Raw genomic sequence first — 21,001 nt, 5'->3', positions numbered from 1 at the left:
ATTAATACATTTTTAAAACTTGAAATTCGTCATAGCTAAGCATCCATGCATCATCTTTTTTTACCCATTTCTCCTGGTAAATTTTTCCTTCCCCGATATTCATAGACCAATCTGAAGAGATGTTAACTCCATTTGGAGAAACTACACTAAATGTGGGGTTGTGGTAGGTTAGGTTTTTTGCACCAGAGGTAATTAATTTTTCCCAAAACTGAGTAATCTTAGGTTTACCATGTAATAATTTGGCCATAGGAATGGCATTCATCGTAGCATTCTTAAGATACCCATTTGTAAATGTTTCTGTATTTTGTGTGTTAAACCCTCTAGTGATTTTTATAGATGTTCTGATCACAGCTTCTAGCATTTGATGACTTGCAATAGGATTTGTTTTATTTTCTGTAGGTGTTTTAAATTGTTCTAATACTTCAAAATCATCATAAGTGAGCACCCACTTACCATTTTTTTTCTCCCACTTTTCTTGAAAAATAACACCTCTTCCTATATTCATGCTCCAATTTGCAGATAATAATACAGTTGTTGTATTAACGACTTCGATACTTAGATCTGTATAAATTAAATTTGTCGCTCCTGATTTTATAAAAGGTTGCCAGAAATCTTTTATTTCCTGAGTTCCTTTTTTTATACCAAAGGGTTGGGCACTCATCACGGCTTTTGTATCATAGCCCTCAATGCAGATATTACTTTTTCCTTCATTAAATGCTGCTATCCATTCTTTACTGGCATTAAGTACTTCTAATGCTATTTCGTGATGTGCTGTAGGAGAATGTTCTACATAGGATTGTTTTACAATTTCCTTTTTTTCGGTTGGCTTATGTTGTATCCAGGCAATAGAAATAACCAGAATCAAACATAGTGCTATTGTTTTTGCTACTTTCATTTGTTTATTTTTTAAAATTCTAAGTACAAAGAAAGCAGTAGAATGCATGCCATACTTGTGACTTTTATCACACTAGGTATCTTTTTTTAGAATTCTAATTTCTTGTTTTCCTAATGTAACGATTCCCTCTGTTTCTAATTTTTTTAAAAGCCTCGAAATTACTTCTCTTGTAGTGGCCAATTCTCTAGCTAATTGTTGATGCGATCTTTGTAAAACAGCATTGTCAGATTCTAACATTAAATATTCGAGTAAACGTTCTCTAAGGGGGTTAAAAGCAAGTTTTGAGTAGTTATTAATAAGTACGTTGTAGCTATCTCTAAATGTATTTATGGTAAATCGATTCCAGGATTTATATGTGAAACACCAATCGTTTACAAATCTCACAGGGATATTTAATACCATTGATTCTTCTTCAACAATAGCATTAACGGTACTTTTGCAATCTTCAAAACAGGCAGATAAAGAGAGGGTACACGTTTCCATATCCCCCAAATAGTAAATAAGGATTTCCCGCTCTTCATTTTCCTGATACACTCTAACTTTTCCGCTGATTACAATTTTCAGAACTTTGATATATTTATTTTCCTTTATTAGAAACTCACCTTTTTGATGCTTTGAAATAGAAGTTTTTTCCCGAAGCTCTTTTTTGAGTTCTTCTTCTGATATGTGTAGTTTTTGAAATACGTGATCTAACATAATCTGAATATGTTTTCGTTTTTAAGAGTAGTTTTTCAAAGTTTCATGATACTGATATTTCTAATTTATACCGTATCTGAAAGTCAATTCTGAGCGATGATAAAAGTAGTCATTAATGGTTTTAAAACCTTACCGATTTATGACATCATTAATTTAACGATTAAAAGCGCAAACCTTAATGATTTGCGCTTTCTATATCTTTAGAGACTTTTATTCTTCGTCTTTAATTTTTAAAAGAATATTGGCCAGGTTTTCTGGTTGAGAGAAATTCGGAGTATGACTAGAGCGTAAAGTAAATATTTTTTTTACTTTTCCTTTATACATTGCTCTTTGCACTTCGATGGGTATAGCGCGATCTTCTGTACATTCTATATAGTACTTTGGGATTCGCCCAAAGTTACCATCTGTAACTTCTAACTCATACATTAGCGGGGCAGAGGGTTCAGGAACAATATAGGGTTTAGCTCCGTCAAAAGCTTTTTTAGGGATATCATGAGCAAAGGCATTTTGAATTTCACTCTCATCTACCAGAGCATAGGTTTTATCTTCAGAGAGGTAGAAATTATCTACAGCTACCGAACCTTCTACTCCTTGGGCTGCATCAAAAAAAGAACCTCCGTTGGGCAATAAAAATGCAGAGAGGTAGACAATGCTTTTTACTTTTCGGGGTCGTACTTCTGCAACCCTACTCACTGTAATACCATTAAAACTGTGCCCAACCAATATTACAGGTTGCTCTTGCTTGTCAAGAATATTAGTAATTGCTTTTACATAATCTGTCATTGTAATTGTGGCAGGAGGTGTTTTATCATTTCCGTGCCCGGGAAGATCCGGGGTAATTACAATATGCCCTTCATTTCTTAATTTTGAAGATACATTTTCCCATTGCCAGGCACCTAGCCAGGCAGAGTGTACCAATACATAAATTTCTTTTTTTGTTTCCATAATGTTACCTTTTTTTGCGTTTACATTGTTGTTTGCACCATTGCTAAATGTTACTATTCCGATTAGGAAAACAGCAACTAATTTTAATTTTCGTTTCATAAATTTTTAGCGTATTACTTATGGCACAAATGTATATGTGGAAACAGCCTTAAACTTGTACCTTTTGATACAAGTGGCCTAATACATTTTATTTTTTTCTGAAGATGTTAGGAAAGAAGTTCTATTTTCTTGAATTGTAGTTTTACAATATGATCCAATTCATATTGCTTTAAGATTTTTGAAACTACTTCTCGGGTAGTACCCACTTCTTTGGCTAATTGTTGGTGTGAAATCTGTATGATTGAGGAATTATTTCTATTAGCTTCGGATCTTAAGTAGTCTATTAATCTTTCATTTATTTTTTTAAAGGCCAGGTCTTTATAAGAAAGTAGTAAATCTTCATAACTTATAATGAAAGAGTTAGTGGTAAAGGTATTCCAGGATTTAAACATAAAACTCCATTCGGATACAAAACGCACCGGAATTTTAATAAGTGTAGTTTCTATTTCTGTTTTGGCATGCACAAGGCTTTTACAATCCCTAAACGTAGCAGACAACGACAATACACAGGTCTGGATCGGATTTACATAATACAATAAAATTTGGCGCTCTTCATTTTCTTGCCAAACTCTTACTTTTCCCGAAATTACAATAGCTAACCACTTGATATATTTATCCTGCTCTACAATAAAGGTGTCCTTTGGTACTGTTTGTAGTACCCCTTCTTTAAGAATATGTTCTTGCAGTTTTTCTTCTACAATATTCAAGCCTTTAAATAACTGTTCGAACTCGATCATTTTTATGAGTAAAAAATAGTTAGTACTACCTTAATTAATGCAAATATATACAAGCGACATATACTTACAGTACATCTATTTTAGAATAATTATTATGCCTTATAATAGTTTAGCTTATGTTGAGCGTGATGATGTAAACCGAATACAGCTCTCTATTTTCCTCCACCTGGTAAATTTGTCTTAAGATAATGGGTTAGTGTTTCTCGTAAATGTCTGGAGGTGTTTTCTCCTTCGTATATACCATGAGATCGGTTAGGATATGATACCATAGAGAATATTTTATTATGACGAATAAGTTCATTAGCCAGTACTTCTATACTTTGATAATGAACATTATCATCTCCTGTCCCGTGAATCAGTAATAAATCTCCTTTAAGATTTTTGGCAAAATTAACCGGGGATCCTTTTTCATAACTTTCGGGCATGAGTTGTGGTATTCCCGAATATCGCTCCTGGTAGATATTATCATATAATCTTTGATCGGATACAGGGGCTACTGCCATTCCCATTTTATAAATTTCGGGATACCTGAATAAAGCATTAAGGGTCATAGAACCACCACCGCTCCATCCCCAGATACCAATGCGATCAGGGTCGACAAAATTAAACATTTCAATAATTTTTTTTGTTCCTTGAGCCTGGTCTGAAGAAGAAAGAACACCAATTTGTCCATACACACATTTTCTCCATTCTCTTCCCTTAGGACCAGGAGTGCCTCGGTTATCAATGCTCATTACAATATACCCTTGCTGGGATAGCATGGTATGCCATAAATAGTTACTTCCGCCCCAGGAATCTAATACGGTTTGAGACCAAGGTTCGCCATATACATGAAATAACACAGGGTATTTTTTTGATGGGTCAAATCCTAGAGGTTTGATCATATAGGCATCTAGTGATGTACCATCATCTAATGAGATTTTAAAAAACTCTTGTGGATTATGATCTATAGCTGTTATTTGTTTTTTTAGTTTTTGGTTAGAGACCAAAGTTTTAATCACTTTGTGATCGGGTAAAGAAATAATATCGGTAGTAGGAGGAAAGCCAGATTTAGAATAGGTATGCTGAGCGAATTTTCCGTTTGGAGCAATACGATATCGATGGGTTCCCGGTTGATCTTTGGGTGATAGCCTTTCTGCTTTTCCCTTTTTATTGAGTTTGGTTCTATACAAGTATCTTTGTGTAGCATTTTCTGGACTTGCCATATAGTATAACCATCCATTTTTTTCGTCGATTAATTCAATATTAATCATATCTGAATCGGTAGGAGATATCTGGGTTTCATTACCATCTTTAACAAGGTAAAGAGCTTTCCATCCGCTTTTTTCACTTACCCAGGTAAATGTACTGGCGTCCTCTAGATATTTAAAATCATCTACCGCTTCTAACCAGGCCGTTTCTTTATCTTCATAAATTACCTGAGTATTTCCATCCAAAGCATTGCAAAGTGTTACTTTATTATGATTTTGTGCCCTGTTGAGGTGTTGCAGAAGCAATGATTTAGAATCTGGTTTCCAAATCATCCTGGGAATATATTGGTTGCTGGCATCTCCTGGTAATTTCATCCAGGTTGTAACTCCTCCCGATGCATTAACGACTCCAACTTTTGCTTCAGATGGTTTTTCTCCTGCTTTAGGATATTGTACCGGTATCGTATACGAATAGATAGAATCTGTAGTATTGATCATAAGAAAATTCTTAATCTTACTGGCATTGACCCTCCAGTATGCAATCTTATTACCATCAGGACTCCATCTAAAACCATCTCTACATGAGAATTCTTCTTCATATGCCCAATCAAAAGTTCCGTTAATGATCTTATCTGTTCCGTCTGTTGTTAATGCAGTGATATTTCTATCGGTAAGTGATTCGACATAAATATTGTGTTCTCTTACATATCCTACCTTATTTCCATCTGGTGAAAACTTGGCAAACATAAGCGAAGATGATTTTGCTTTTGCACCCCCCAGTTTGGTCAGTTTTTTTGTTTTTAAGTCTAATACCCAATAATCTCCTTTGGTGTTATATCTCCATACTCTCGAAGAGTTGGTGAAGAATAAGACTTTATTTTTATCGGTAGACCATGCATAATTTTCTATACGAAGCGGAGTATTTTTTCCTTCAGGAATCATCCATTTTGCTGGAATTAAAATACTTTGCTCTCCTGTTTTGGTATCTGTTTTAATAATATCATAATACCCTTTGTTTTCTGAAGAAGCTACTAATGTGGTATAGGAATCCCCTCCTTCAAACCATTTTAAGGCTTTTGATCGTTCTGAAGAAAAATCTCTGCTACTAAAGATTTGTTCTAGTGAAAGTTTTGATTGTTGAGCAGATAAGATGCTTACATTTAGTATAACAAAGAATATGCAGCAAATCTTTTTGATCGTATTACAATGTATCATTAATCGGAAGTTTAATTTTAAAGAGATATCTAATTTGGTGATTTCTCAAAGATATAGTGATATCGTATGGATTTTGCACTATAAGTTAGCTAAATATGATACTATATTACCTTTTTTGATGCTGTTTTGTCAAAAATCATGAGAAAATAATGTTAAGCTATTCGTGCTCGTCATCTAATTTGTACATGTTTATGTAGTGTAATGCATACAAAGTATTCAATTATAATGATCACCAACTAATCATCATCGTCATCGTCCATTCCTGATTCTTCAGGCCCGTCATCCTCTGAAATGTCATTCAGATAGTTTTCAATGATGTTAAATGCAAGTGTACCTGTAAAACTGCCAAGCACGCCAGATAATAACATCTTATGTTTTTTGAATTTTTCTGGGATAGCATTAACCAGTGTTTTTGTTTTGTAATTCTTCTGTTTATTATAGTCCATCCAACCATGGAAAAACTTAGGAATTTCATCATTTTTTCTGGAAATATACTCCTGTATTTGATCTGCTGGTGCATTAAGCCCATATTCAAGGATAAATTCGTTTAGATTTAAAGCGGAAAGAATAGTATTAAGGTTGGTCGCTTTTCCGAGGTTTTTTTCTTCGATTAATACAGCATTATAAGCTTCTGGATTAGTTTTTCTAAACCATTCCATAAAAAGATCGATTGCCCCTTTACTGCGTAATGATGATATCTTTTCAAAAGTTGCAGAGAGTTCTTTTTCTACTGTAGCAAGATTTTTTAATTTTTTAAGTTTTTGGCCCGTAACCGTTGTTTTTTCAGCCTCGGTGGTCAAAGTAAGAATTTCGTATACAATTCGGTTACGTTCTTCGATAGGAGCTCCAATATCCATAACATCTTTACTTTCCCAGGCCTTGTATTGAGACCCTAGTAGCGTAATTTTGTTTTTTATTTCAGGGTTACCTTTATCCAACAAAACCTGTAAAGCTTCTTCTATCTTGTTATTGATAATTAATTTTCTTGCGGTATCAAAATTCATTGGACTTGTGTTTTTGTTTTTAGATAGTTATCGTCCTGATATTATGTCTATGTCCTTTTGTAGTTTTATATATATAAACTCAGTTATTAGGTCTCTATAATAACCGAGTTTATTATTAAGCAAGCTGTTTATTAATTACAAGGAAACTTATTTTTATAGGCACTAGCTTCTTGGGCATACCATAATTGTTTTAAATTTTTTAATTCCTCGGCATTCGCATTGTTATAGTATAACTGTTTTGCAATTTCCCATGTCATTCCACTTGAGTTCCAGGTAGGAGTGGGTAAAGTTTTGATGTTATGTTGTGTTTCTTCTGCCAGGATAGCTAGTTTTTCTACAGGAAAAGAATTTCCCAGATCTCCGTTTAAGATAACTCTAAATAATCGTTGAACTAACGAAAAAGACTGCATCCGCCTTAATACAATACGATCCGAAAAATCATATTGAACTCCATTCCAAACCATCCGTTCGATAGTTCCCGAAGCTTTGAGTTGAGGAAATTCCCAGGGGTCTATAATATCTTCATCTCGTGAGTTATCTTTTGATATTGGATTATAAGCGATTTGACAAATAAAACTAAGAGGGAAGAATCGAGCATTCTTAGTGTCTTGAGGTCTTAAAAAAGAAAGTTCCTTGTCTACTTTGTATGGGAGTTCGCGAACTCCCGACCAAAGTTCTGTTTTACATAAAATAAGAGATTCTGAGTTACTATCGATATCATTCTGCCTTACATAGTACTTAAACATAAAAAAGTTTCCATTCGATTTTTCAACAGCTGTTTGAATTAATTGCACAACATTTTGGTTAAAATACTTGGGCTTGTTTTTCATACAAGATAGATTGGGATCATTTAAGATTTTCCCATCAGATAGCATCGTATAGATGTTTGTCCACTCACTTCGTAGCATTTTTTCAAGCTCGATTATGTTGTCATATAGTGCAAGTCTCGCTTCTTGATTTTGCATAGTAATGATTTGCAAACTTATATAGTGGTATAAGAGTTTCTGGTAATCATAGGATTTTAATGCTTTTTCAATTTGAGTATTAGAATTGGCTCCTGCATGTTTATCTACGAACTTGTCTAGTCCAATTGCTTTACAGCCTAAATCTGTATTTACCAGTGAAGGGTGCAATAATATTTTAAAAAATGGTAAAGGATTGGCCTGTACCATGGTTACAGCTATGGGTCTCCCATCGGCAACATAACTTAAGGCCTGTTGTACAATATCTTTATCATAGCTGCCAGCAAATAGTACTTTACCATCTACTCTTTTTAGATATATCTCTAGTTTTTTGCCCTTAGTTTTCCAATTGATATCTGTAAAGTTAACATCGGTTTTTCCGGTATTGGTAGGGGCCTGTCCGATCAGTACACCGCCAACTCTACGAAAGCCTTTTAAAGCCTTAAAGCTTCTGGCTCGAGTTACGCTTCTTCTGGAAGTAGATCTGGGAGAATTTATAGAACTTCTTCCTGAAGCATCAAGAGATGCGATATTTCCTGATAATTCACCTACAACCTGGGCTGCAGCCGAGCCGAGATCTGCACTTACTTGCCCTGGGAAATAATAGTTTAAGTCTGCCAGGGACTCTGTTATTTGCAGACCTTGCTCAGGGTTTATACTTGCTAATTTTTTAACGGCTTGTTTTGAACTATTAATTTTTGTGTTGCTCAATTGATTATGAGAAAGAGAAGGTTTATGTTCTTCTGATAAGTTTACAGCAATATCTTCTGCTTTTGGGAAGTCTAAATCTTCAACTGCATATGCCATAAATTGATCTGCCTGGATATTAGGCGTAGAAATATTATTGACTGCTTCTTTTACGGTTTTATTTACTAAATCAATTGGAAATTGTTTCCCTTGTTTTTGAATCCAGTTTTTAACTGTTTTATTGCCAATATGCTCTGCTAAGTCCTGTCCAAGTTTTGCTTCGATATTTTGTGATTGTAACAAGCGACCCAATTCACCTGAAAATTCTTCATAGCTTTCCCCAAAAATTAAACTAGTCACTTCTCTTATACTTGCAGGTTTGCTAAAAGTACCTTGATAATTCTTTATTTTTATCTTTAATTGTTCTAATAATGGCCTATTAGACTTTACATCTTTTTTAAGCGTTTTTTTAAACTGCTTTCCTATATCTGTGGTAGGCTCTTTGGGGTTTATGTTCTCGGCATACGTTTTACTATACTTCTTTGCATACTTAGCATTAGATCTTTTTCCTTTCGTTTTTTGCTCATATACTTTATACCCCTTTTTGGGAGTCCCATCCGTTTTTGTGGCATAGGTCTTTAGGATGTTTTCTCGTACTGTATTAGCTCTTATTTTGAAAGCATCTGTCGAATTGGTTACATTATCAGCATTTTTGGCTAACACTTTGGCAATTTGCCGTTCAAAAAGGATACTAGTTTGATTTACAGTCTCTTCATCTTCTTCATTCCACTCTTTATCATTATCTGTTTGGGGTGTATTGTTTGGAGTAACTATTTTTTTCCATTCCTTATCAAGTTTACTTTGGTGCGTCTGTAGTTGAAGTTCTGCAAGTTTGGTAGCCGCCTTATTAGTATCAGAAGTGATAATAGGTGAAGATGCTACCATAAAGGATAATAAAATGAATACCAGACCTAGTGAACTTATGGCTCTACTAGTTCGGTACAGGGAATTTATCAAACCTTTACTACTAAAAAAGAGGACTATTTTTTCCCTAAAAGAGTTTTTTGAGGTCGAAGCATTATCGACCTTCTCTATACTTGGTATAATTCGACGTCTTATGTCTTCTTCTTTCAATTGATGCTTCAGCGCCCATATGATATTATTAAGATATTCCAGATTGTTTTTTATTTCTTCTTTTTCTTTTGAGGTTAATTTATCAGGGTTTATCGAAGAGATTCGTCTATGCTCTTCTTCGGCTTTAGCAATACTATCTGATATATCATCCATTTTTAGTGAAGGGGCTTCATAAGCAAGTTCTCCTCGTTGATATTTCTCATATAATTCTACATACACAGATTTTCCAAACTGTTTGGCATTCCTGATAATCAATGCAATCACCACAATACACAGGATGATTAATAAAAAATAAAACTTGCGATTGTCTATGCTTTCAATAGCTCTTTCAGACCATGTCAACGTATTAAGTACGTTATCGATTGCTCCAGAAGAATCCTTGAATAAATGCGTAAATAGGTTTACCGTTTTTAGAAATAACCAAATAGAAAAATAAGTTATCGAAGCAATAAAAGAGAGCTTTTTTATATATCCAAATGCAGCTAGTCGTCCAATTTTTGAAAGTTCCCCAAATTTTTTATACTTGAAACTCCTGTTAAGAGTCCAGGGGATTGTTACTTTTTTTAAAAACAACCAGATTAAAAAAGCGATTATAGATGTGAGAAGAAGATTCATAATACTTTGGTTTAAAGGTTTAATACTGCGAGTTTGTTACTAATGATTTAAAAAGATTTATTCTGTAAGAGAATTGAGATCTTTCTCTGCTTTTTCAATAAAAAAATGTAGGGCTTGTGCAATTTTTGTCAGTTCTTTCCTATATGTTTGATCATCAATACCATCCATCATTTTGTCATTAAGTAGCACATTATATTTATATGCCAATAAATGTGACTGATTCTTGTAATCAACTAATTGTGTTTTTGTGATGTCTACAAATTGTGATATTGCCTTTTCTGTTTCTCCTTGAGTTATTAAAGATTCTATCTCTTTGAGTGTTTTCGACTTTAGGGTGGTATCTTCTATTACTTCTATAGGATCACCATTATTAGAGATAACTATAAGCTCGCTACAGTTTTCGATGTTGAATTGGTTTGCTAACTTTTCTAACTGGCTTTTATCTACAGGGTTTGATTTACTCCTAAACTCATCAGTTTGTAGATACTTAGCTACCTTGCAAATAAAAAAATCTGAGCTTAAATCATCTATTTTGTTTATTATAGGTCTTTGTATATGATTATAAGCTTCAATTCTTTTAGGAATTTGTCTTAGTACATAATAAAGTATATCTATAATCCCCACATATTCTTCGCCATTACTGGCATAACCCTCAAGGGCTTCTAGAACGACTTCGGTAAACAAGCTGTTTTTTGAATCAGGTAGAATCACAGATTGTTCATCATCATCACATGAGGTAATAAAGACCTTTCCTGTTCCGGATTTTAATTTCTTTAGTATTTCTATATTAGAATTAACAATTTGTTCATCGGCACTTTTTAGTTTGATTAATGGTTTTTCGTCTATTATTCCTGCGGCATGACAGCAGTCTAACATCACCAGGAGCCTATTAGCTTCTATACTATTTATTAATTCAGAAAATTCATCCCCCTTAATCATAGTATTATCTCTATCATAAGGGTCATAACCATTGGTTAACAGGTAATAGTCGCTACCATTAGAGCCTCTATATTTTCCACCATGTCCAGAATAGAAAATCACTACGGTAGCATCTTCGATATTTTTTACTTTTTCTACTATGTTTTGAAGCTCGGACAAGACATTTTCTCTGGTAGCATTTTTTTCTGTTAAAAGAATAACATTTTTTGGATCATAAGCCGCTTTGTTACTGTCTCCTAAAACTTTTGCAATAGCATTGGCATCATCTATGGTTATCGGAAGATCTCCACCAACCCCTATTAATAAAGCGTGTGCATTTTCTAAATTCATGATATTTTTCGTTTTGGTTATTTAGTTTAATTTTCTGCGTATTCTCTAAGATGTTTACTAAAGTTTCTTTATTTGAATGGAGTGTACAACTGTTGCTGTTTTAAAAAAGAATCCCTTACTTTTATTCTAGTAAATCAATACATTGATTTCTATTCCTAATTCTCCCAAATTCATTACTTCAAATAATTCAATGATTGTTGATCATATATTCCTTTCCCAATTTATATGTGCCAATCATTATGATTATTTGGTATGCTAAAACTATATAATGCTGATATGCATTTCAATACCTACTTATGGGTATTTTGAGATGATATTTATTTCTAAAAAAGAGAAGAAGTAATTTTTTAGTACTTAAACAGGATATTAAATTATTTTCAGTGTATATTCAAAATGTAAAAATCCCCATAGTTGGGTATTTCTAAAAGCGTATTCCTTTTGCATTTTTGGGAAATAATCAAAAAAATTAAGAAATGAATACAAAACAACTAAACCCTTTAGACTTAACATTGACAATAAGCCTTAACGAGGCAGATGAAGATCGAATGCAATTAGTATATGCATCACAGCTGTATCAAACTTTTTTTGCTGTATTTGGAGCATTTGATATGGATAGAACCGATCCAAACGTCCTTAAATTGAAAGGAATTGCTCTGCAATTAGTAAATTATAAAGGAATGATAAACCTGGGGATTATTGGAGTAAGTAATCCTATGATAACCGATGATGGGATCGAAATACGATTTAAAATTAAGGCGATGATGCCATCAGGAATTTTAAAATATTATGGTTTTGATGAAGCAGTACCTGTTAAAAATTCGGACCGAATTGATTTTCAGAGAGTTCTAGATCCTATAGATGTTAAACCATATACAGGAGTAGGAGATAGTCTTGTACATGATTCTGAATTTTTTGAGCGAGATGGTTTATATAATAGAAAAAGAACGTTGCGATTAGACGACGATACTATAGAAGATTTTATCCCGCATGACTCTGATGGAGAGTTGCGAAGATGGCTAAGTACTCCTACGACCCTAAAAAGGAAGGATGAAACAAGAGCAAATAGCATTACGTATCACTCTGGTATATTGATTACTAAAAAACAAGTTATTCCTAAAGCTCCTGGAGGCAGGTGCCCTAAATCTAAAAGTATTGCTAAATATTAGAAAAAAAAATACTCATTTTATAATTACCTTTTTTAGTATGCTCTGTTTAATGGGGCATGCTAAAAAAGATGTAACCGATTTCGATACGTTCTTCTATCATCTTAAAAATTTGGAATTGAATGAAGCGAAAGAAGATATAGCATCTGTACCAGATGGTAAAGCATCAGAATTATTAACAGTTTTGTTGGATTTGCTATATGATGCTGGACAAACAACGAATGAATCGTACTATGATAGTGTACAATTAGGAGACTCTACCGAAATTAATAACAGTTTATATCTACTGCTGCAAGGCTACAAAGAATTGTATTATCACCCTATGCAAGCAAAAGCTTATCAGTATTTTAGTGATGGATATGTTCTTGCAAAAAAGATGAAATATAAACCACTAGAAAAACAGTTTCTTCTTGGTTTATTAGAATTGTATCATTCTGAAATCCTACAAAGCAATCAGCAGTATATTTCTTATTTATCAGATTTTGAAAATTTGATTGAAGATGATATTGATAGGTTTTGGTTTCTCCTATATACCTCTATTTTAGATTCAAAAACGATAAGTGAGATAGATCAATTATCTTCTTCTAGCCTTAATAAACTAGCTCTTTTGGTATCAAATACAAATGAGATAAGTGATGTTCTTCTTACAAAATTTTATTACGAAAAAGCTGTTTATTATGGTTTCGATAGGAATTTCAAAGATGCACGAGTTTATTATGACAAGGTGATCCCTCATGTCAAAAAACCATTTTTGAAATATATGGCTTTTGGCTCTTTTATACGATTAGGAGTTATGGATAGTGAGGAGGGAAATTTAAATAATGCGCTCAAGCATTTAGATTCTGCCAGTAGCTATATTGATAGTCGAGACACGCTAAAAAGTTTTTTTTATATAGATAGATATAAGGCAGATTTTTATGCCAGATCAAAACAATACGATTCGGCTTATGTTTCACTAAATAAGTCACTTGATGCAGAATATCAATTACAATATCGAAAAAACTCTCTCGAAATTTCTCGGATGAATGTCCTGTATGAGACTGAAAAAAAAGAAAGACAGCTATTGGAAGAACGTCAAAAGACAAAACAAAATCAAAATTTCCTGATCATAGCTCTGGTAGTTATTGGTTTGGGGAGCCTGGTAGCTATTTTGCTTCAAAAAAATACTTCAAAAAAACAAAAGCTTGCAGAACAAGAACGTGAGATTCAAAAGCGAAAAGTAGCAACATTACTAAAAGAACAGGAGCTGTTAAGTATTGATGCCATGATTGAAGGGCAGGAAAAAGAACGACAACGAGTAGCAAATGAGTTGCATGATGACTTAGGAAGTTTGATGGCTACAGTTAGGCTTTATTTTGAAAACATTAAAGTTGATAAAAAAGATAATTCTCTAGAAAAAGCGAGTGAGTTGTTAGAAGAAGCATATCAGAAAATACGAGGAATGGCTCATTCTAAAAATTCTGGAGTTATTGCCTCTCAAGGGTTAATTCCAGCAGTGATGAAGATGGCCAGGTCCATTTCAGAAACAAATACAATAGTGTTGGAAGTTCATAATTTTGGTATGGAAGAACGGATGGAAAATTCTTTAGAGCTAACTATTTTTAGAATTATCCAGGAACTGGTGACAAATATTGTTAAACATGCAGAAGCAACTACCGGAAGCATACAATTTACAAAGCATGAAGAAAGTTTAAATATTTTAATCGAAGATAACGGAAAAGGTTTTGAGTTCTCAAAAATAGAGGCCTCTTCTGAAGGGATTGGTCTATATAATATTGAAAAACGAATAGAACATTTGGAAGGTAATTTTACAATTGATAGTACTCCTGGAAAAGGCACTTCCATTATAATCGATATACCATTATGATTAAGGTAGTTATCGCAGAAGATCATCAGGCACTTATAGATGGAATCCTATCTTATCTTGAATATGAAGACGATATCAAGGTGATAGGTTATGCTAATGATGGAGAAGCCTTGCTAGAAATTATTCAAAGAGATATTCCTTCGATAGTACTCTGTGATATCAGAATGCCAAAAATGGATGGGATTACAGTAACCAAACTTCTTCGAAATAAGTATCCCGAAATCAGGATAATTGCATTTACGATGTTTGATCAGGAAGAAGCAATCCGGCAGATGTTAGAAGCTGGAGCAGTAGGGTATATCCTAAAAAACTCTCCTTTACAAATAGTTTTAGAAGCCATACGTACAGTTGCAGAAGGAAAAACCTATTTTGATAAGAAAATCCATCTGCCTTCTGCCGAAAAGAATACCTCCAAAAGTGTTTTATCCTCTCGTGAAAAGGAAATTTTGGGCTTAATTGCCAGAGGTAAGACGTCACATGAAATTGCAGATCAACTTTTTATAGGAAAGAGCACAGTAGATACGCATCGTAAGAATATGATTCGAAAATTAGGACTCAATGGAGCAGGGGAGTTACTTAGGTTTGCCCTGGAAAGGAAATATGATTTTTGAATCCTCGTATTAATCACAGAATTGAATTGAAAATCCCCACTAATGGGGATTTTTTTTTTCAATCAATGGTGATAGCTTAGCTATACTAAAATATAGAAATTATGAGTATTTATATAACATGTTTTTTAGGCGCATGCCTTCAAGAAGTACTACATTGGGTAGACTTAAAACAGAAACTAGGTGAAGGAGTAAAAATTACAAAATCTATTGATTATTGGATAATAACTTTAGTTGCAATAGCACTATTTACGTTTGCTACTCCCATTTTGGTAGATAGTTTTGAAGGGAGTGAAAATTGGCATTACCTGGTGGTAGCTTTTGCATTTCCATCGGTACTAAAGAAATTAGTTAAAGTAGTACTGGGATGGCTACCGTCTGGTGATGACCCTCACCCTCTTACAGCTAAATCTGGTCCAGCACCATTTAAAACGAAAGATTATTTTAAAAGTGTGTAAAACTTTAAGAAGTTGAAGTTTTAACTTAGTTGTATTTGTTAAACTAATTGTAACAAATACAACTAGTTGTACATACTAATTACTAAGTGTTACTGTAACAACCTGTTGTTTCTTTAATTCCTCTTCGTTTAAGTCTCGTGTCAACCAACCACTTCTACCAGCTGTAGCTATTGCATAAGGAGTAATCCAAAATAGCGTAAAGGCATAAAAAATACTATATGGATAAGCCCAAAAAGACTCAGATATAGTATGCTTTTTGGCATAAAATAAAGCTTGTATGCTCGAAAAAACCAGTATACTCACTAATGTAGAACTAAGGAATAATAGTGGATAAGTACATATAAAAAATAACATTAACAACGTAGCTGGATAGGCAGCTATCATTTTTAACCATTGGTTTAAGAGTAGTACTCTGGTACCAATTTTGGATTCTTTTCTAAAATTTGTAAAGGCAAATTTACTCATAGCAATATTCTCACGAATGTTACTTCTCTCCCAACGGATAAACATTTTTGATAGGTTTTTGTAGCGCTCTGGAGTATTGGTATAAACGTATGCCTCTCGCTGAAAAAATACTTTATAACCTTGTTTCAAAATCATATTAGTCATTGCGCGATCTTCGCCAATTTTTGAAACTTCCCCCATAAAAGTTTGATTAATCCAGTCTTGAAGACAATTGAAGACTGCTTCTCTGCGATAAGCAGATAAAGCACCTGGTGTACATAATACAGAACCTAATCTACTTTGTGCAGAACGGATAAATTCGAAACTAAAGGCAAAACTCACATTTAGCATGCGTGGAATTACAGCTTTTTCTTTGTTTAATACACGTACATTTCCTGCTACAGCCCCACACTCTTTATTTACAACAAAAGGACTTGCCATAAGACGCAACGTATCTTTTTTAACTATAGAATCACTATCAACAGTTATAAATACTTCTCCTGTTGCTAAATTAAATCCACGGTATAATGCGTGCCTTTTTCCTTTGTTTTTAGGTTGTTGGTAAATCGAAACACGATCACCTAATACTTCTTTAGCTTTTTGCATCCATTGCCAGGTATTATCTTGGCTTCCGTCATCAATAGAAATCAACTGTAATTTTTCTTTAGGGTAATCACTTTCAGCAAGACTAAGTAAGGTTTTATAAACCAATTCTCCTTCATTATAAGCTGGTACGATGACTGTACAAGAAGGTAATTTGTTATATGATACTGGTTTAATGACTTTATAACGTAGGTATAAAAACAGTATATACATTAAAAAACTAATTTTAAGAGTAAGTAGCACGATACCAGTGATCATTAAGGGAGTTCCCCAGACGGTATTCATTCTTTCTAAATACACTTTTTCAAAATAAGGTTGTAAGAAATAAAATAAAGATGCTCCTCCAAATATTAATAGAAATGTTGCTATTAGAATGAGAGGTGATGATATTTTTGAGATAAATTTTTCTAGAAGAGTAAGGGGGGTGTTTATAGGTGTTATTGTCTCCGAAGATTCGCAAGATGTTGATTGCTTCATGTATGTTTTCTTAAATTCCTCGTGAGACAAAACAATATTGATGCCATTTTAGATAGGATTTGAATAACAAGTGTTTAGGTGGTTACTCTAATTTACTGGGTGTAGAGATTTTACACACTTGTGTGTATTTATACGTCATTATTGCATGAAATTAAGTGTGATGAATGTGCTTTTGTTAGTAAAAACTTATATATCGATGTGAGAAAGATCAATATAATCGTCATCTATTTAAGTGGATTCATTGGTTAAATTGTTTTTAACTCTATTCAAAAAAGGATCTTCAGTTACAAAGAAAAAGAGAGGTTAGTAGAGGGCTTTTTAATAAAATGTATGATACATTATTACTCTGATTAGAATGTACTTTACGTAGTGAGATTTTTAGCTATATTTTATCACAAGTTTATACATCATTATTTCTTTTACTATTATATATTTGTTCATTATATACTAGGTATAGTGTTGGTTTTGATTGTTTTATGTGTTGTAAAATGGTTAATTCGATTTATTGCCGTATTAAATAAAGTCAAAATGACTTTATTCTATGAAATTAAATAAGAAACATAATGAAAATTAGTATTTGGTCGGATATTAGATGTCCTTTTTGTTATATCGGAAAAAAGAAATTCGAAACAGCATTGGAGCGTTTTGCTCATAAAGATAATGTAATAGTAGAATGGAAAAGCTTTGAGTTAGATCCAGATTTAAAAACACAGCCTCATATAGGTACTATAGATTATTATGCAGATGTAAAGGGAATGGGGAGACAAAATGCAGAGCAACTATTTGGTAATGCAACTCAAATGGCAAAAGAAGTGGGGTTAGATTTTCATATAGAAAATGCGGTAACTGCAAATTCTCTTAATGCACATAGATTGATTCATTTTGCAAAAACCAAAGGTTGTGCAGAAGCTATGGGCGAGGCCTTATTGAGTGCATATTTGGTAGAAGGTAAAAATATAGACGATATAACATACCTGGCAGATTTGGCAGGTTCTATAGGAATGGATAAAGAAGAGACAGCGACAATGTTGGCTTCTGACGAATATACATACAATGTAAGACAAGATCAGATGGAGGCTAAGAATATTGGCGTAAACGGAGTGCCATTTTTTGTTTTGAATAATAAATATGGAATTTCTGGGGCTCAATCTCCAGAAGCATTTTTACAAGTAATAGAAAAAGCATGGAGTGAGTATGAAAAAGAAAACCCAGCTTTAGAAATTACAAAAGGAGATGCGTGTGATTTGGATGGTAATTGTAACTAATATTATGTATTCGTCAAAAAATCACTGATAAAATTGGTTACCTAAAAGCAATAAAAATAATTCGAGATTCTGATAAAAATACGCAGGTATTACAAAAAATGAGAAGAGATTGAATAAAACTACGATAAATGAATGGGGAATTATAGGATTTTTTATATTTTCATGACTGAGTAGAAATTTATAGAAAATAATTAAAAAACTAAAGTTCAATAAACAAATGAGAAACCTAATTATAGTATTTATTCTTTTAATATCCTTATGTGGTTATAGCCAAGAGCGAAAGACACAGGTAAATGTATCTAAATTTTATAGAGAAGGTGATTTATCGTTCTTACATATAGAGAAAGAAAAATACATTATAATGCAGATGACTCATTTTGAAAATGAAAAAAGTAATGAAAGAGAAATGATACTAAACGGAGTAGAGTATCGATTAAAAAAGGTATTTAAAATTAAAAACCTGAATTCGACTTCATCTATCCATTCATTAGAGTATTGGTCTAGTATAAATGATGACATTATACTAATGGATAAGTAGAAGGTATTTTGTCCTGATAACAAACGTTGATAAGATATACTATTTTAGTTATCGATTTTGTTACCTAAAATTTAAAACTCCCACAATCATTATAGATTTGGGAGTTTTTTGTGGAGTCTGAGAGGGCTGTAGCGATTAGGAAATGTCCTGAGGACATTTACAGCGAAGGAGCCAGTTGGCGTGTCGGCCGAATCCCCCGGATACACAAAACCCTGCCATTTGGCAGGGTTGTAGTGGAGTCTGAGAGGGCTGTAGCGATTAGGAAATGTCCTGAGGACATTTGCAGCGAAGGAGCCAGTTGGCGTGTCGGCCGAATCCCCCGGATACACAAAACCCTGCCATTTGGCAGGGTTGTAGTGGAGTCGGAGGGATTCGAACCCTCGTCCAAACAAGTAATACAATAGCTTTCTACACGTTTAGTTTTTGTTTAATTTTCGTCGATAGGAAAGACCAAAAACCGCCAACTTACCGCTTATTCTCAATTAAGTTTCGAAATTATATCAAGATCCTATAATTTCTAGGTCTATTTTTACGATACTCAAAACCAAACGCCATAAACCAAGGCTTTTGAAGAGTATCCTGCTTGTCTACCTTGTAGACCGAGGCATTATCCTACTAGAATTCAGATTATGCAGCTAGGGCGTAGTTATTCTCGCCGTTTAAAAAAGTGAAATATGATATTTACGAGCTATATCTCAGCGCTCGACGTGCTTACTACCTTATTAATCTCGCTGTCAAAACCAGTCGACCCCAGTAGTATTTTCCGAAATTTGATCATTATATTTCTTTAGAAAACAAAATATGCTCTCAATTTGACCAAAAATACTTTCGGGCAGCAAATATAATCATAATTATCATATCTTTACCCTCGTTTTTTAGTACAAAATTTATACCAATTCATATGACTAAGTTCGGTGTCATTAAAGAGCGAAAAAACCCGCCAGATCGTCGTGTCGTTTTTTCGCCAAATGGCCTAAAATCAGTAGTGACCAAATTTCCTCAAGCCTCTTTTATTGTAGAACCTTCTAGTGTTAGAGTTTTTGATGACTCTGAGTATGAAAAAGCAGGTTTTACCGTTTCTGATGATCTGTCAGATTGTGATGTACTGCTTGGTGTAAAAGAAGTGCCTATTGCCGCTTTATTACCCAATAAAAAATATTTTTTCTTTTCACATACGATCAAAAAGCAATCGTATAACAGGGATTTACTAAAGGCAATTCTCGAAAAGAATATAGAGCTATATGACCATGAAGTTATTGTAGGACAAAATGGTTTTAGGTTAATAGGATTTGGAAAATACGCTGGGATCGTTGGTGCATATAATGGATTTAGAGCCTGGGGACTTAAGTTTGATACTTTTACCTTACCAAAGGCCGAAACACTGAACGATCAAAAAGCATTAGAGTCTGAATTATCGAAAATTGAGCTACCTAATATAAAGATTGTACTTACCGGAAACGGAAAAGTAGGAGGTGGAGCCAAAGAGATTATCGATGCTATGAATATCAGAGAAGTTGCTATAGACGAATACCTGAATGCTACGTTTGATGAACCTGTTTATGTTCAAATTGATGTGTTGGATTATAATAAACGCAAAGACGGGCGTATTATAGACAAGGGTGATTTTTATACCAACCCACAAGAATATGAAGGAGATTTCATGCGATTTGCAGAAGTAAGTGATATGTATATTGCAGGTCACTTCTTTGGAGACGGAGCACCTTATATTTTTACCAGGGAAGATGCAAAATCCGAAAGTTTTAATATCAAATTGGTAGCAGATATTTCATGTGATATCGATGGGCCGGTTGCCTCTACAATTAGATCTTCTACAATTGCAGATCCGATATATGGCTATAACCCACAAACCGAAACCGAAATCGATGCTACAGATCCAAATGCAATCGGGGTCATGGCTGTTGATAATTTGCCATGCGAATTACCAAAAGATGCCAGTACAGGATTTGGAGACATGTTTTTAGAATATGTAATCCCTGCATTTTTTAATGATGATAAAGATGGTATTCTCGAAAGAGCAAGAATGACCAAAGACGGAAAGTTAACTGAAAGATATAGTTATCTTCAGGATTATGTAGAGGGTAAAGAATAATGTTAATCAATAGATCAATA

The 21,001-nt window shown here is 33.7% G+C and carries 16 protein-coding genes and 1 other RNA gene; 7 read left to right on the top strand and 10 right to left on the bottom strand.

The window, feature by feature from the left end; translation table 11 throughout:
- Position 1: 1 nt before the first annotated feature.
- From NNH57_RS09220 to NNH57_RS09185, 8 genes are all read right to left on the bottom strand, one after another.
- Positions 2 to 895: a hypothetical protein gene (locus NNH57_RS09220; RefSeq protein WP_132066166.1), complete on the bottom strand. Its 894-nt coding sequence runs from the start codon at positions 893 to 895 to the stop codon at positions 2 to 4.
- Between the two features lie 72 nt (positions 896 to 967).
- On the bottom strand, positions 968 to 1,591 hold the full coding sequence (locus tag NNH57_RS09215) for a Crp/Fnr family transcriptional regulator (RefSeq protein WP_074408806.1): 624 nt from the start codon (positions 1,589 to 1,591) through the stop codon (positions 968 to 970).
- 210 nt (positions 1,592 to 1,801) lie between these two features.
- The gene (locus NNH57_RS09210) at positions 1,802 to 2,635 is read right to left on the bottom strand and encodes an alpha/beta hydrolase (RefSeq protein ID WP_199915411.1); all 834 of its coding nucleotides are present in this window, start codon (positions 2,633 to 2,635) and stop codon (positions 1,802 to 1,804) included.
- 107 nt (positions 2,636 to 2,742) lie between these two features.
- Positions 2,743 to 3,372, bottom strand: coding sequence for a Crp/Fnr family transcriptional regulator (locus NNH57_RS09205; RefSeq protein ID WP_108807792.1), 630 nt, complete (start codon positions 3,370 to 3,372; stop codon positions 2,743 to 2,745).
- Between the two features lie 152 nt (positions 3,373 to 3,524).
- The gene (locus NNH57_RS09200; protein ID WP_108807793.1) at positions 3,525 to 5,777 is read right to left on the bottom strand and encodes a S9 family peptidase; all 2,253 of its coding nucleotides are present in this window, start codon (positions 5,775 to 5,777) and stop codon (positions 3,525 to 3,527) included.
- A 236-nt stretch (positions 5,778 to 6,013) separates the two neighbouring features.
- Positions 6,014 to 6,781: a hypothetical protein gene (locus tag NNH57_RS09195; protein WP_074408803.1), complete on the bottom strand. Its 768-nt coding sequence runs from the start codon at positions 6,779 to 6,781 to the stop codon at positions 6,014 to 6,016.
- Positions 6,782 to 6,912: 131 nt separating this feature from the next.
- Entirely contained in the window at positions 6,913 to 10,179 is a 3,267-nt protein-coding gene (locus NNH57_RS09190; protein ID WP_108807794.1) for a hypothetical protein, read from the bottom strand.
- A 57-nt stretch (positions 10,180 to 10,236) separates the two neighbouring features.
- Entirely contained in the window at positions 10,237 to 11,448 is a 1,212-nt protein-coding gene (locus NNH57_RS09185) for a caspase family protein (RefSeq protein WP_108807795.1), read from the bottom strand.
- A 473-nt stretch (positions 11,449 to 11,921) separates the two neighbouring features.
- Here NNH57_RS09185 and NNH57_RS09180 point away from each other — a divergent pair, with 473 nt between their 5' ends.
- The 4 genes from NNH57_RS09180 to NNH57_RS09165 all read left to right on the top strand — a co-directional run bounded on the left by NNH57_RS09180 (position 11,922) and on the right by NNH57_RS09165 (position 15,544).
- Complete coding sequence (locus NNH57_RS09180) at positions 11,922 to 12,614, top strand: hypothetical protein (protein WP_074408800.1); 693 nt, start codon at positions 11,922 to 11,924, stop codon at positions 12,612 to 12,614.
- 49 nt (positions 12,615 to 12,663) lie between these two features.
- On the top strand, positions 12,664 to 14,478 hold the full coding sequence (locus NNH57_RS09175) for a sensor histidine kinase (protein WP_074408799.1): 1,815 nt from the start codon (positions 12,664 to 12,666) through the stop codon (positions 14,476 to 14,478).
- Positions 14,475 to 15,089 (top strand): response regulator, encoded by a 615-nt coding sequence (locus NNH57_RS09170; protein WP_074408798.1) that lies wholly within the window; start codon positions 14,475 to 14,477, stop codon positions 15,087 to 15,089. The genes NNH57_RS09175 and NNH57_RS09170 overlap by 4 nt, the downstream gene beginning before the upstream one ends.
- Before the next feature lie 101 nt (positions 15,090 to 15,190).
- Positions 15,191 to 15,544, top strand: coding sequence for a hypothetical protein (locus NNH57_RS09165; protein ID WP_074408797.1), 354 nt, complete (start codon positions 15,191 to 15,193; stop codon positions 15,542 to 15,544).
- Between the two features lie 75 nt (positions 15,545 to 15,619).
- Here NNH57_RS09165 and NNH57_RS09160 read toward each other — a convergent pair whose 3' ends face one another.
- Positions 15,620 to 17,068, bottom strand: a complete 1,449-nt coding sequence (locus tag NNH57_RS09160) for a glycosyltransferase family 2 protein (protein ID WP_108807796.1) — start codon at positions 17,066 to 17,068, stop codon at positions 15,620 to 15,622.
- A 563-nt stretch (positions 17,069 to 17,631) separates the two neighbouring features.
- Here NNH57_RS09160 and NNH57_RS09155 point away from each other — a divergent pair.
- Both NNH57_RS09155 and NNH57_RS09150 read left to right on the top strand, forming a co-directional pair.
- Positions 17,632 to 18,333, top strand: a complete 702-nt coding sequence (locus NNH57_RS09155) for a DsbA family oxidoreductase (protein ID WP_074408795.1) — start codon at positions 17,632 to 17,634, stop codon at positions 18,331 to 18,333.
- Between the two features lie 217 nt (positions 18,334 to 18,550).
- A complete protein-coding gene (locus NNH57_RS09150) occupies positions 18,551 to 18,871 on the top strand; it encodes a hypothetical protein (protein ID WP_074408794.1) in 321 nt (106 codons plus the stop codon).
- A gap of 354 nt (positions 18,872 to 19,225) precedes the next feature.
- Here the strand turns inward: NNH57_RS09150 and ssrA are convergent.
- Positions 19,226 to 19,623: a transfer-messenger RNA gene (gene ssrA, locus NNH57_RS09145) on the bottom strand.
- Between the two features lie 149 nt (positions 19,624 to 19,772).
- Here ssrA and NNH57_RS09140 point away from each other — a divergent pair.
- Positions 19,773 to 20,981 carry an NAD(P)-dependent oxidoreductase gene (locus NNH57_RS09140; protein ID WP_074408793.1) on the top strand — a complete coding sequence of 403 codons (1,209 nt, stop codon included), beginning with the start codon at positions 19,773 to 19,775 and terminating at the stop codon, positions 20,979 to 20,981.
- The last annotated feature ends 20 nt before the right edge of the window (positions 20,982 to 21,001 follow it).

It is taken from the genome of Aquimarina spinulae (assembly GCF_943373825.1).
GTDB classification, from domain to species: Bacteria; Bacteroidota; Bacteroidia; order Flavobacteriales; family Flavobacteriaceae; genus Aquimarina; species Aquimarina spinulae.
The sequence above is the reverse complement of the archived record's forward strand: the minus strand, read 5'-3'. Positions and strand labels throughout refer to the sequence as shown.

Coding starts and splice junctions, on each gene's coding strand:
- NNH57_RS09175 (WP_074408799.1), top strand. CDS start 12,664: ATGGGGCATGCTAAAAAAGATGTAACCGATTTCGATACGTTCTTCTAT.
- NNH57_RS09150 (WP_074408794.1), top strand. CDS start 18,551: ATGAGAAACCTAATTATAGTATTTATTCTTTTAATATCCTTATGTGGT.
- NNH57_RS09200 (WP_108807793.1), bottom strand. CDS start 5,777: ATGATACATTGTAATACGATCAAAAAGATTTGCTGCATATTCTTTGTT.
- NNH57_RS09190 (WP_108807794.1), bottom strand. CDS start 10,179: ATGAATCTTCTTCTCACATCTATAATCGCTTTTTTAATCTGGTTGTTT.
- NNH57_RS09215 (WP_074408806.1), bottom strand. CDS start 1,591: ATGTTAGATCACGTATTTCAAAAACTACACATATCAGAAGAAGAACTC.
- NNH57_RS09140 (WP_074408793.1), top strand. CDS start 19,773: ATGACTAAGTTCGGTGTCATTAAAGAGCGAAAAAACCCGCCAGATCGT.
- NNH57_RS09195 (WP_074408803.1), bottom strand. CDS start 6,781: ATGAATTTTGATACCGCAAGAAAATTAATTATCAATAACAAGATAGAA.
- NNH57_RS09155 (WP_074408795.1), top strand. CDS start 17,632: ATGAAAATTAGTATTTGGTCGGATATTAGATGTCCTTTTTGTTATATC.
- NNH57_RS09210 (WP_199915411.1), bottom strand. CDS start 2,635: ATGAAACGAAAATTAAAATTAGTTGCTGTTTTCCTAATCGGAATAGTA.
- NNH57_RS09180 (WP_074408800.1), top strand. CDS start 11,922: ATGAATACAAAACAACTAAACCCTTTAGACTTAACATTGACAATAAGC.
- NNH57_RS09170 (WP_074408798.1), top strand. CDS start 14,475: ATGATTAAGGTAGTTATCGCAGAAGATCATCAGGCACTTATAGATGGA.
- NNH57_RS09165 (WP_074408797.1), top strand. CDS start 15,191: ATGAGTATTTATATAACATGTTTTTTAGGCGCATGCCTTCAAGAAGTA.
- NNH57_RS09185 (WP_108807795.1), bottom strand. CDS start 11,448: ATGAATTTAGAAAATGCACACGCTTTATTAATAGGGGTTGGTGGAGAT.
- NNH57_RS09205 (WP_108807792.1), bottom strand. CDS start 3,372: ATGATCGAGTTCGAACAGTTATTTAAAGGCTTGAATATTGTAGAAGAA.
- NNH57_RS09160 (WP_108807796.1), bottom strand. CDS start 17,068: ATGAAGCAATCAACATCTTGCGAATCTTCGGAGACAATAACACCTATA.
- NNH57_RS09220 (WP_132066166.1), bottom strand. CDS start 895: ATGAAAGTAGCAAAAACAATAGCACTATGTTTGATTCTGGTTATTTCT.